The sequence below is a fragment of the Trueperaceae bacterium genome (assembly GCA_036381595.1).
GTDB lineage: Bacteria > Deinococcota > Deinococci > Deinococcales > Trueperaceae > DASVCN01.
In genome coordinates this window covers 19,883-32,782 of record DASVCN010000021.1, presented here as the reverse complement: position 1 = coordinate 32,782, position 12,900 = coordinate 19,883, and the positions used below count along the sequence as shown (strand labels likewise).

Annotated in this window: 7 protein-coding genes; 5 read left to right on the top strand and 2 right to left on the bottom strand. The window is 68.8% G+C overall.

Annotated elements, in window-relative coordinates:
* The first annotated feature begins 38 nt into the window (after window positions 1–38).
* From VF168_06050 to VF168_06030, 5 genes are read left to right on the top strand one after another with little or no spacing between them, the layout of a single operon-like run.
* Window positions 39–3,716, top strand: a complete 3,678-nt coding sequence (locus VF168_06050; protein HEX7003729.1) for a heparinase II/III family protein — start codon at window positions 39–41, stop codon at window positions 3,714–3,716.
* A complete protein-coding gene (locus VF168_06045) occupies window positions 3,713–5,854 on the top strand; it encodes a hypothetical protein (GenBank protein HEX7003728.1) in 2,142 nt (713 codons plus the stop codon). The genes VF168_06050 and VF168_06045 overlap by 4 nt, the downstream gene beginning before the upstream one ends.
* Window positions 5,851–6,771, top strand: a complete 921-nt coding sequence (locus VF168_06040) for a Gfo/Idh/MocA family oxidoreductase (GenBank protein ID HEX7003727.1) — start codon at window positions 5,851–5,853, stop codon at window positions 6,769–6,771. Before VF168_06045 ends, VF168_06040 begins: the two co-directional genes overlap by 4 nt.
* Window positions 6,764–7,948, top strand: a complete 1,185-nt coding sequence (locus tag VF168_06035) for a DegT/DnrJ/EryC1/StrS family aminotransferase (GenBank protein ID HEX7003726.1) — start codon at window positions 6,764–6,766, stop codon at window positions 7,946–7,948. The genes VF168_06040 and VF168_06035 overlap by 8 nt, the downstream gene beginning before the upstream one ends.
* Entirely contained in the window at window positions 7,945–9,741 is a 1,797-nt protein-coding gene (locus VF168_06030) for a hypothetical protein (protein HEX7003725.1), read from the top strand. The genes VF168_06035 and VF168_06030 overlap by 4 nt, the downstream gene beginning before the upstream one ends.
* A 63-nt stretch (window positions 9,742–9,804) precedes the next feature.
* Here VF168_06030 and VF168_06025 read toward each other — a convergent pair whose 3' ends face one another.
* Both VF168_06025 and VF168_06020 read right to left on the bottom strand, forming a co-directional pair.
* Window positions 9,805–12,045: a glycoside hydrolase family 38 C-terminal domain-containing protein gene (locus VF168_06025; protein HEX7003724.1), complete on the bottom strand. Its 2,241-nt coding sequence runs from the start codon at window positions 12,043–12,045 to the stop codon at window positions 9,805–9,807.
* Window positions 12,042–12,896, bottom strand: a complete 855-nt coding sequence (locus VF168_06020) for a phytanoyl-CoA dioxygenase family protein (GenBank protein ID HEX7003723.1) — start codon at window positions 12,894–12,896, stop codon at window positions 12,042–12,044. Before VF168_06020 ends, VF168_06025 begins: the two co-directional genes overlap by 4 nt.
* Window positions 12,897–12,900 lie beyond the last annotated feature (4 nt).

Below are 12,900 nucleotides of genomic sequence, written 5' to 3'. Positions count from 1 at the left end.
CGGCGCGCGGCTCGCATGGCGAACCCGGTAGCGCAGCCGTGACGACGAGTATCGTTCTCTCTGCGGCAGAGGAAGCGCGGCTGCTGGAGCAACTGGGCAGGCACGCCTGGTACCGGCAGGCGTTCGAGCGTTTCCGGTCGCGGGTCGACGAGCTGATCGAACGCTCACCGCGGATCCCGATCGCCAAGGGCCGCGCCTTCTACGAGTCTTGCCCCGACGACAACGCCCGGCTGCTCTTCGATCCGTACGCGCCCCATTCGCACCTGTGCCCCAAGTGCGGTCGCAACTGGACCGGCGAGGCGTTCGACCTCTCCTGGGTGCGCCAGTTCCAGGAGTGGTTGGGCAAGCGCCTGGTCGAAGCGGGGATCGTGTACCGGCTCGTGGGCGAGGAACGCTACGCGCTGCTCGTGCGCGACTCGTTGGCGCACTTCATCGCGAACTACCGTCACTACCCGCTGGCGAACAACCTCCTGGGCCCCACCCGGCTCTTCCAGAGCACCTACCTGGAGGCTTTCTGGCTGGTGGACGCGGTGGCCGCCTACGATCTCACCCGCTCGTCCGGGGTCTACTCGCAAGCCGACCACTCCGGCATCCGCGAGCTGTTCTATGAGTCGGCCTCGATCGTGCGCAGCTACGACGAGGGCGTCAGCAACCGGCAGGCGTTCAACAACGCCGGGATGGGTGCGGTGGCCCTGCTCTACGAGGATGACGAGCTCCTGACCCATGTGCTTCGCGGCCCGCACGGCTTCGCCTTCCACATGCGCGAATCGCTGCTGGAGGACGGCATCTGGTACGAGGGTGAGACCTACCATTTCGCCACCCTCGACCACACGCTCGATCTTGCGGAGATGGCCCGGCATCGCGGCATCGATCTCTACTCCGGCGGAACCGGACTCGGTTCGTTGCGGCCGATGTTCGACGGCCCGCTCCAGGTGATGCTTCCCGACCTCACCTTCCCGTCGCGGAAGGACTCCTGGTTCGGCCGGGGTATCGGCTACCACAAGGAGATCTACGAGCTCGGCTACGCCCGCTACGGGGACGAACGTTACGGCGGGTTGCTGGCTCAGGCCTACTCCTCCGGCCGGGTCGACCGGGCCGACATGAGCTGGCGAACCTTCCTCCACCTCGAACCGGAGTTGCCGGAGGTGCGCCTCCGCGACCTCCGACCGAAGGGGTGCGAACCGATGCCCGGCACCGGCGTCGCCATCTTGCGGCGCGACGATGGGGGCACATACGCCAGCCTCGAGTACGGACATTACGGTGGCGGCCACGGCCACCCGGACAGGCTCCACCTGACACTCTTCGCGGACGGAGCACACTGGCTGCTCGACCCCGGCACCGGCTGGTACCACGTGCCCGAGCTGGGCTGGTACCGCTCCACCGTCGCGCACAACACGCTGTCGGTGGATGGAAGACTACAGGTACCGAGGGAGGGGGAGCTGGTCGCTTTCGGAGACGCCGGCGGCTATCAGGTAGCGCAGACCAGGGTAGCCGGGATCGCCGATGGCGTCCAGGCCCGCCGCACTCTCTGCCTCGGTGAGGGGTTCCTGCTCGACGTCGTCGACGCTTGGGCCGAAGACGAACGGCTGTTCGACCTGTCGCTGCACACCCCAGCCGTGCCTGGGGAGGTTCGGCCCCGCGGTTCCGCCCAGAGACTGGGCGCGCGTGACGGTTACGAGTTCCTCGGCGAGGCCCACCAGATGTCACGGCCGCTCGACATCGATCTCCTGGCCGGCGACTCCAGCTTGCGGCTGGTGCAGGACGCCGACGCCCTCCACTACCTCTCGAAGGCGCCCGGGATCCCCCTACGTGAAGAGGAGCCGCTCACCTCGCTGATCAGCAGGGCCAAGGGGAAGCGGATCCGCTTCGCCAGCGCCTACCTGTGGGGGCCGGCTCGCCACGAGTACGGTCTGCGGGTCGAGGAGGATGAGCTGCTCCTGGAAAGCGACGACCTGACGCACCGTCTACTGGTTTCGCGGGGCAACGACGGGGTTGCGGTCTCGTGTACGCGCCACCACTCACTCCACTGCCTCGCCTGGTTCGGCTCCCGTAGCTTCCGCCTCTCGGGAGTATCGATCGAGTCGGACCTGGCACTGGAAGCTGCGGCGCTTGTCCGCGCGGGTGCCAGCGGCTGGGGCGTCGAACTGCCGGAGTCGTTCGGGCAGGTGACCGTGCGCGGACTGGAGGCCGGGGCGGTGGCCGAGCTCTGCCTCACGCCCAAACTGGGAACGGTGTCCTCCAGGAGCGGCGGAGAACTCCGTCTGACGCAGAAGAGCGGAACCCTGATCTGGCGCGAAGGCGAGCGTCCCTTACACCTCTTCGCGGGTGTCGGGAACGGACTGACGGTCAACCTCAAGTCGTACGACGGGGAGCCCGACCGGCCGGTCCTGGAGCTGCCTGACGGCTGGCAGGCGAGCGGTCCCCGGGACTTGGGGTCGGGACGCTGGCAGTGGAGTGTGCGGGCGCCGTTGGTCACCGGTGAAACCGGGGGCGAGCTGGTAGTGCGAGCGGGCGCTGAGGCGCTTTCCCTCCCGTACACCGTCCAGGCGCCGATCTCCACCTGTTGGCTGGTCGTGTCGGCCGGCGGGGAGCCGCAGCTGGTACTGGAGGTCCGTGACCTCTCGGGGCGTTCGCACAGGCTCGCTGCGGGCCTGCGGACGCCCTGGTCGAACGAGAGGTTCGAACTCGAGCTACCCGCCGATGGGATGGTTCGCCTGCCTCTGCCGCTGCCCGTTTGGGCGCCCGAGCCCGTCGAGGGTGACGCGTCGACGGACGGAACACCCCTCGTGAGCGGTAGCGCCTGGCGACTCCCGGGTCTGGAGGATCGCTCCGGCGCCTACTCCGCTGACGCAGAGCTGACCCTGTACTCCGTGGCCGATGAGCCGCGGACCGACCCCGGGGACGTCGACTGGCCGCCCGAGTCCTCCCCTGGCGCTGCCGGGGAGAGTGCCCTTCACCAGCCCGGAGGAGCTCCCGCTTTCGTGGGCATCACCCGCGCCAACCTGCCTCTCTACTGGAGCGAGCGGACCGCTGAGGGCGTGAGGCTCGGTGGAAGTGAGCCGATAGCTGAGGGCGCGAGCCCAGGCGCGGGAGAACAGGCGCTTCTGTGCCTCGGCCACGACGATCAGGCCCTCTGGTCGGACCGGCGCTGGCGGGGACCGGATGACGCGTCGGCCCGGGCCTCCCTTCGCTGGAGCGCCGAGGGCCTCCGCCTCGAGTGCCTCGTGCGCGACGACTTGCACGTGACCGACGGCAACGTCGACGACGCCTACGAGAACGACTCGCTGCAGGTCTACTTCGACTTCCGCGAGGACCACCACGGCGACCGCAACTTCGGCCCCGGCGTGGCGGCCTACGTCCTCGCGCCGGCGTCCGACCGGCGGGAGGTCCGGGTTCTGCCTATCGCCGGCAACCGGGAGATCTCGAACCGCGGCGCTCGGGCCGCCTGGTTCTCGACCGATGGCGTCGAGGCCACCTGCGAACCGACCGACGAGGGGTACCTGGTACGTGCCTTCTTCCCCTTCGCCAGCCTGGGCACGAGCCCGCTGCGCCCCGGCGACGTCATCGGCTTCGACCTGGCGCTCTCCGACAACGACGGCACCTGGTACCGCAACACCCAGTTGCTGTGGAGCGGCGCTCGCGGCCGCCGCTGCTACATCCGCGGTTCCTACCACGATCCCCGTGAGTTCGGCTGGTTGATAGTGGCGGGCGGATGACCAGGCCGGGGATCTTCTGGACCTGGCAGGACAGGCAGGTCGAGGACAGGGAGTTGGTGGCCGAACAGGTCGCCGACATGGCCGCGCACGGCTTCGGCGACCTGCTGGTGCAGCCGCGCGGTTGCCGCTACACGGTCGACCACGATGCGTTCCCGGACGCGGTGAAGGCCGCTTGCGACCAGGCTCACCGGCACGGCGCCCGGTTGTGGCTGCATCTGGATCCTCGCTCGATGGCCCGGACCCTCGTGGAGGCGACCGGCCAGGCGGCCGAGTACCTGATCGTCGCCGGAACCGGTGATGCCCACGCGAGGAGCGACCGGCGCTCCCGGCCCCTCGACGTCCAGGTGCCCCTCGCTCCTGACGGCCGCTTCGAGATAAGGCTCGACTACCCGCGGTCCCGCGCATATCACGTGCACTCCGAAGGCGCCATCTCGTTCCGGCCGCTCCGCCTGGAGCGCTGTCTCGCCTACCGCCGGAACGGGGCGGGATCGGTCGAGTGCGCTTCGGTGCACGACATCACCGCTCAGGCGACCCTGTTCAGCAGTGAACTCTCCGGTTACGTGGATGTCTTCGGCCGTTGGCTGCCACCTGCACGGGGCGAGTGGGAGGTGTTGGCTCTGGTCGCCTTCGCCAGCAACTATCCCGACTTCGCTTCGCGCTCGACCCGCCGCTATCTCGAGCACGTCCTCGAGCGCTACGCCGAGGCGGGCGCCAGGCTCGACGGGATCTGGTGGGACGAGCCGGGGTACTGCACCGGTTTCGATCGGGCCTTCCGCGCCGACCGTGGCCGGCTGCCCTGGGGCGAGGGGTTGCGGGACCTGCATCGCCGGCTCACCGGCCGAGATGCCGCCGACGACCTCCTCTTCCTCCTGACCGAGACCGACGGCGACAACTGGGGGCGGCTTCGCGAGGAGTACTACCGGACCCTACAGGAGGCGGTGATGGGCGCTCAGGAGGAGCTCCACCGGGCCGCCAGGCGGCTGCTGGGCGAGAGGGTGCGGATGGGCGTCCACCAGACCTGGCACCAGAACGCCGACGACGTGATCAACGGCTGCATGGACTGGTGGCGGGGCGCTCGCCTCCTGGACGCGGGCTACAGCGACGTCGGCAGCGCCGAGGAGGTGGACGACCCGCGGCAGATGGCCGAGGTGCGGAGCATGGCGACATTGGCCGTGAGCCTGGCGCGCCGGACCGGTAGCAGAGAGGCCTACTGCAACCTGTGGGGCGTGGAGTACGGCGACGGCCCCGGACGGCCGAGCGGCGAGATAGTCGACTGGTGGGTGGACCTCCAGGCGACGCTCGGGTGCAACTGGCTGGCCCACACCTACGGTCCTACCGGCTACTTCGAGCGACCTTCGGTTTGGGGCCCCGGTTATCCCGATCACCCGACCTGGGAACGGATGAGAAGGGCTACCGGCCGCCTCGCCGCCGCGCTCGAACTGGCCGAGGGCAGCCTGCCCCGCGCCGACGTCGCGCTCGTCTACCCGCTGGGCGCCCTCTACCGGCTGGCTTCCGATTACGGCAACTGGCTGACCGACGACGCCCACCTGCTCATCGACGCGCTCCTGAGGCGCGGCTACGAGCTGGACATCGTCTCGCCGGCAGGGCTGGGGGAGATGAGCGAGGCAGCCTACCGGGCGGTGATCTGGCTCCACCCGTTCGGAGCGGCAGCGCAGGACGTGGCCGGGCTCGCACGCCGTTCTGCCGCAGGAGCCGAGGTGATCGTCGCCGGCCTGCCTCCTGTCGCCGGCGCTGGCTATGCGGGGGCCAACGAGTGGCGCTCGCTGGCCGGTATCGAACTGACCGAGGGGAAGTGGCCCGACGTGCTCGAGCAGCTGCCTGGACGAACAACGCCCGACATCCTGAACGCCGCCGGGATCGAGCCTTCCTGGAGCGTCCCCGAGGGCTCGCTCGCTACCCGCACGGCGCTCCCCGACGGCGGGCTGCTCCTGCGACTCTGTCCCGCCGAGTTCGGCAGACCGTTCGAGGGGCGGCTGCGCGCAGAGGGGTTCGCGCTGGACTTCGGCCCCTGCCGGGGCCTCTTCTGCCTGCGGCTGGGCCCGGATGGCGCGGTCGTCGACTCCATCGAGCCCGAAGGGCTCCGCTGGTCGCTCTCAGCAGACAGGAGTGCGGTATGAACGTAGGCATCGTAGGGATCTGCGGATTCGCACGCTTCCACGCCGAAGCGTTCGAGGCGCTCGGCTGGAACGTTGTCGCCGGGGCTGACCGCAGCGAGAAGCTGGAGGAAACGGCGGAGCGCTTCGGGGCTCGACCGTACCGCGACTACCAGGAACTTCTGGCGCGCGACGACCTCGACGCGGTGAGCGTAAGCCTTCCGCCCGTCCTCCATCCCCAGGTGGTGCGCGCGGCGGTTCGCCGCAGGATCCCGGTGTTCTGCGAGAAACCGATCGCTCCCGGCGCGGCCGAAGCGAGGGCCCTCCGGGAGGAGCTGGGAGAGGCCAAGGTGATGGTGGGCTTCTCCTTCCGCTACAACGCCGCCTACCTCCGGCTCCGTGAGCTCATCCGCTCGGGCGAGCTAGGCCGCATCGTCTCGATCCATGCCCGCAAATGCTGGGGTACTCGCACTTCGTGGCGGCTCGAGCCCGGCGGGGGGGCGGTATTCGTCAAGGACATCCACTACTACGACCTCATCCCCTGGCTGCTGGGAGAGCAACCGGCCGAGCTGTGCGCGTTCGGTGGCGCGCTCTACCGGCAGGCCCCGGTCGAGGATGCCTATCAGCTGTTGATGCGTTTCCCCGGAGGGACCCTCTTCCATCTCGACAGCGCCTGGTGGACGCTGCCGCTGGCAGAGAGCCGCTTCGAGGTCGTAGGCGACCGCGCGCGGGTGTCGGTCGAGGAGGACACGCTCAGGATCGAAGGCGAGGGCGCGCGCGTCGAGCGACCCGCGGGGGAGCAGATGGTGCGGGCAGAGATACGCGCTTTCGTCCGCTGGCTGGCGGGCGAGGGCGAGCGGCCGCCGGGCCTGGTCGAGGCGCTCGAGGCAAACGAGCTGGCGCAGAAGGTGCGTGACTGCCTGGAGGTAGGGCGTGGATAGGCCCGCCCTGCTGGGCGGCACGCCGGTGACGTCCGCCGACAGCTGGCCCGCATGGCCGCAGTGGAACTCGTGCGAGGAGCGTGCCCTGCGCGAGGTGCTCGCCAGTGGTCGCTGGCAGGCGGGGCCGCAGGTGGAGGCGTTCGAACGGGAGTTCGCGGAGTATCAGGGCGCGAAGCACGCGATCTGCGTCACCAACGGCACTACCTCCCTGGAGATGGCGCTGCGTGCGGCCGAAGTTGGGCCCGGCGACGAGGTTATCGTCCCCAGCTACACCTTCGCGGCCAGCGCCCTGGCGGTGATGACGGTCGGGGCTAAGCCGGTACTGGTGGACATCGAACCCGATTCGTTAGGCATCGATCCTCTGGCGGTGGAGTCGGCCGTGGGCGAGCACACCAGAGCGGTGATGCCGGTTCACGTGGGCGGCCGACCGGTGGACATGGACCAACTCCTCGAGGTCGCCCACAGGAACGGCCTGGCGGTAGTCGAGGACGCCGCGCACGGTCACGGCTCGGAGTGGCGCGGTGCGCGGATCGGCTCGGCCGGGTTCTGCGCCTCCTTCTCCTTCCAGACAGGCAAGAGCATGACCTCGGGGGATGGGGGCTGCCTCGTTACCGGCCACGACGAGACCGCCTACCGGCTCCGTTCGCTGCGCAACTTCGGCAGGGGCCGGAGCGGTGAACCGGAGCGCGCCGGCGGCAACTACCGGATGACCGAGTTCCAGGCTGCCGTGCTCCGCTGCCAGCTGGGGCGCCTCGACGAGCAGATCGCGAGGAGGCAGGAGAACGTGGCGCTGCTGCGCGAGTCGCTCGAGCAGGTGCCCGGGGTAGGCGTTGCCGAGGAAGATCCCCGCGTCACCCGACATCCCTACTACCAGGTGGTCCTGAACTACGATGCGGCGCTGTTCGGAGTGCCCAAGTCGCTGCTGCTGCGGGCGTTGGCGGCCGAAGGCGTACCCCTCGAAAGCGGCTACCTGCCGCTCCACCGGATAGCGCTCTTCCGTGAAGCGGGCCGCTGCCTGCCCTGCCCGGTGAGCGAGCGGGCGGCCGACGAGTCCGTGCTGTGGCTGAGCTTCCGCATGGCTCTCGCCCAACCGGAGCAGATCGAGACCGTTGCCCGAGCGCTGCTGCGGATCCACAGACAGAGGGAACTGCTGGCACAGGAAGAGGAAGCGCGATGAACGACCCCAGAACACCGCTGGGCGTACTGCTCGACCCGCACGACGCCGAGAGGGACCGCCAGCTCTCCCGCGATCACTTCGGCGGCTACGCGGCCGAACTGTTGCAGCACGCCGGCCTGGACTTCCGGAGGCTTAGCCGACACTCGCTCCTGGGGACGCTACCGCCGATCGTGCTGCTCCCCTACCCGGTGCGCTTGGCCCGCCAGGAAGCGGAGTCGCTCGAGCGGCACGTGAAGGGCGGTGGAGCGGTCATAGCCTGCGGCGGGGTGGAGGGCGCCGACGAGCTCTTCGGCATCGTCGCGAGCAGGCGCTATCTCGACGAGGCCGTGCTCGCCTGGCCCGAGAACGGGTTCGGTCTGGAGCGCGGTGAGATGCCGGTGTGGGGCGCTCAGCTGGCGGTGCCGGCGGGGGGCGTCCAGGCGATCGGCGAGGTGCGGAGCGCGGCGACCCCCTCCCTCGCCGCGGACGGTTACCTCGGCGGAACGGAAAGCGGTTCCGGGCGAGCTGGAGAAGGGGTCGCGGCGGCAGCGGCAGCAGTTTCAGGAGTAGGCGCGACGGTTCGCACCTCGGGCGCGGGAGCGGCCCTCTACCTTGCCTTCGACGTTCCCCGATCGGTAGTGACGATGCAGCAGGGTGTCCCCGTGCTCGGGGATGCTGCGAGCGCGCCCGACGGGAGTGCCAAGCTGGAGGATGGCATCCGCAAGAGCGACGACGGCGCGGTCATCGACTGGCGGTGGCGCGAGGAGAGTCCGGAGGGGCCGGTATTCGCCACCCCTTACGCCGACCGTCTACGAGAGCTCCTGGTCGCGGCCGTCGTCCGCTGCGCCGAGATCACCTCGACCCCGCTGGCGCTCAAGTGGTACTGGCCCGACGCCCTGCCTGCCGTGGCCACCCTCTCGTTCGACACCGACTCGAACGAGGACGCCGACGGTTGGGAATTCATGAGGGTGCTCGAGCAGCTGGACGTGGTGGGCACCTGGTGCGTGATGTTCCCGGGCGGCTACTCGCGGGCGCTGTACGAGGCGCTTCGCGAGAGGAACGACGAGATCGCGCTGCACTACGACGCTCTCACCAGCGACCTGAAAGGGGTGCCCCACTGCGGTTGGTCGTGGGAGGACTTCCTCCATCAGCTCGACTGGCTGCGAAGCGAGACCGGCGTGGAACGGGTGGTCTCACAGAAGAACCACGTGACCCGCTGGGAGGGCTTGCTCGAGCTGTTCCGGTGGGTGGAGAGAGCCGGGATCACGGTGGACCAGACGAAGGGGCCATCGAAGATCGGCAACCTGGGATTCAACTTCGGCACCTGCCACCTTTGGAGACCGATGGAGGACCTGCGCGACGGGAACCGTTGCATGGACCTGTTCGAACTACCGTTCCTCACACACGACATGCACACTTCGCAGCGGCGCGTCGAACTCCGGCGGCTGCTCGTGGAGCGCGTGGCGCGCCACGGAGGGGCAGCTCACTTCATCTTCCATCCTCAACGGATCCATGAGGAGGGGATGCGCGAGGCGCTGGCCGACGTCGTGAACTACGCCCGCGGCCGGGGGCTGGAGTGGTGGACCAGCGAGCGGATAGCGCGCTGGGAGAAGGCACGTCGCCGGGCGAAGGTAGGTCTGGCGGAAGCCGACCGCAGCCTGCGGCTGGATTCGGCGGCTGCCCCGCGGGGTCTCACCGTCCTCCTCTTCGGGGTGAAGGAGAGGTTCGCCGGCGAGGGCGTGGAGCGGGTTCAGGCGTTCGGTAGCCCGGCGGTGCGGGTGGTCCTGCCGGAACGGAACGAGGCCATCAGGTAGATCAAGCGCCGCCCTGCACGGGCGGCGCACGCGTCTGGCCGGAGGCAGCGGTCGTGATGCGGGTCAGTCCATCCCCGTTCCGCCACTAGCGTCCCCAGGCCGCCGGAACAGGACCTGAACCGGCTCCGAACTCTTGCGCCGGCCAAGTGGCCGGTTCATCCCATCGTAACGGTCGAAGGCGATGAGCGGTCGCGCGAGATCGTCCGCCTGCCGCGTCAACGTTTCGGGCTCCTGCCCCCCGCCGAAGCGCATGACGAAGTCGAACACGTGCACTCCCTGATCGGTGAACCAGTCACGGCCGCCGTAGACGAGCGGGTTCCCTCCGCCCCAGGCCATCCGTGGCGAGCGCAGCAGAGTCAACTGCCACACGCTCTCCCGCAAACTCAGGCTGTAGGCGTCCTGCGTGAGGAGCGAGACGGAGCTTGCCCCATCGCCTCCGCCCAGGTCGACCCGGGACCATCCTTGAACCGGCCACTCCGCCGGTCCGCTTGGCCGTTCCACGTGACCGCCGGCGAGGCCGCACAGCCATTTGGCCGGCTCGGAGGCGAGCCGGATGGGCATCTGCAGCAGCTTGTGTCGTTCGTCGAAGTTGATCTCGATCCGCATCGCCAGCCTCGGTTCCCCCCGGTACAGGTCGAGGGACCAACGCAGCCGCGAGGTGCCGATACGTCCCTCGGTCCGCAACCGCGCCCGCAGCGGCCCCTCCTCCTCGACGAGCCAGCCGTTGCCTACGAAGCTCTCGACGACCCGCTCGTCGAACCTGTCGGTGTGGAACGTCCAGGTGTCGGTCGAATCCTCGCGCAGGTGCAGCCCGATCCCGCCTTGGGCAAGGAGTGGCTCTCCCTGGAAGTCGATAGCCGCGATCCCTCTGTCCTCGACCCGTACCGAGAGCAGGTCGTTCGCGAGACCCTCGATCCCCGCCTCCAGGTCGCTCACAACCGCCGGCACTTCGGGCCGAGGGTCATCTCGGACGAGGAGTTGCACGGCCCCTTCGGCCGGCACCGCTGGCTTCAGCAGCAGCCGGGTGGTTATCTGTGGGGCCTCCGGTTGCAGGAGCTGGTACTCCTGGGGGTTGCCTGCGAGGTCGCTGAGCCAGCGGTCCCCCCACGGGTCCATGTCCAACCAGGGTTCTACCTCGACCGGTTCATGCCTGTCGTAGGGGGCTGGGTTCATCACCACCAGCTGTTGGTGATTGACGGGGGGCAGCCTACGCTGTGCCCAGACGCGGGTACTCTCCACGATGACCTCTTCGGCGGCGATCCGGGCCCGACCCTGCATCGCCCGCACGGATTCCCAGGAGGAGGGCACCGATGTGCCGGCGAGTATGTCGTGGAAGGAGGTGAAGAGGAGGTCCTCCCAAGCCGCGTTCAATCTGGCTTGGTGGTCACTGTCGCTGCGGAACGCGGCGGCCGACTGGCCGGCATGCTCGAGCAGGTGTTCGCCATGGCGTTGTGCTCGCTTGATGTCGTGCATGACGCTGTAGCAACCGGGGAACGTGTGCTGCAGTTCGTCGACGACGACCGGGAGGTGCTGGTGCCGCTCGGCGATGGCGTCGAAGAACGCGGCCGGGGTCGAGAAGCGGAGTTCGGCGCCGTCGAACGAGAAGCGGTTCCGGCGGATGAAGTCGATGTCGGACTTGGTCGGTCCGCCCCCGTGGTTGCCCACCCCGTAGAAGCACATGGCGTGACCTACCCGGGGGTCGGCGTTGTCGATCGCCTGCCTGATGTGGTCGGTGAGGTCCTCGCCCAGGGTCGTGTAACCGGGGACGATCCGGAAGGCCAGGACCTCCGAGCCGCCGCTGCCCACCCAGCGGAAGGCTGGTCCCGGCAAGGAGACCTGGTCGGGCTTGGGCCGGTGGAAGACGTAGCCACGGTAGCCCAGGTCGCTCAGGATGTCGGGAAGGGTGGCGGGGTGGCCGAAGGAGTCGAGGTTGTAGCCGATGTCGGGCTTCACGCCGAAGCGGTCTTCGAAGTAGCGGTGGCCGTGGAGTACCTGGCGCCTCAGGCCCATAAGCGTGGGCCCGTTCACGTCCGGCTGTATGTACTGCCCTCCGCTGATGTGCCACTGTCCCTTCTCGACCAGCTTATGGATACGGCCGTACAGTTCCGGGTCGAGCCGTTCGACCTGCTGGTAGAGCCAGGCCTCGCCCCTGGTGTAGATGAACTCGGGGAACTCGTCGCAGCGGTCGGCCGCGGATCGGAAGGATGCCAGCGCCTCGTCCACTCCTGCCTGCCAGCCCCACAGCCAGATCGGGTCGATGTGAGCGTTGCCGATCATGTGCACGACCAGGCGGTCTTCGCTCACGCCGCGCCTCCGTTGGTGTCGGCACGGATGACCCCCGGCCGCCGGTTGGCGCGCTCCGCCTCCTCGTTCCACTCGTCGCTGCCGCGGAACGGCATGTGCCGGCCCTCGACGTAGCTGGGCCAGGGCTGGTAGCGATTGATCCCGGCAGCCGCCTTGCCACGCAGCAGGAAGGCGCTTGGCCACGGCTCGTCACTCTTTATCCGCGTCGAGGTGGGTATGTAGCGGATGGTGAGGCCACGACGCCAGCGGTCCGACGTGTTCGCGTGAGACCCGTGGATGAGGTTCGGGTGGTGGATCTCGACTCCGCCGGGTTCGAGGAGGATGTCTACGGCTTCGGAATCGTCGACCAGGGAGTCGTCGAGACCCGAGCCGAGAACGTTCTCGACATCGCTCCGCTCCTTCATCTCCTGCAAGTCGAGGTCCTGGCTCCTGGGGATCACGCGTAGACAGCCGTTCTCCGGATCGGTCCGGTCCAGCGCCAGCCACAGTGTCACCACCCTCACCGGCTCGAGCGGCCAGTAGCTGCCGTCCTGGTGCCATAGCACCGCCTGCCCGTCGTGCGGGCGCTTGGCGATGTAGTGGGACGCGAAGAGGGCGATGTCGGGACCGAGGAACTGTTCGGCCACGTCGAGGAGTCGCGGGTCCGAGATCAGCCGTACCCAGAACGGGTCGTGCTTCATCAGGTCGTGGTGGAGCTGTTCCGGTCTAAGCCCGGGGTTGCGTTCCAGCAGCCAGTCGACGTGGCGCCGCGCCTCCTCGACCAGTTCGGCGTCGAGTACGTCGTGGACGAGGACGTAGCCTTCGCGCTCGTAGTGGCTGCGCAGTTCGCTGTTCTGCTCGGTTGCTGGCATCGTG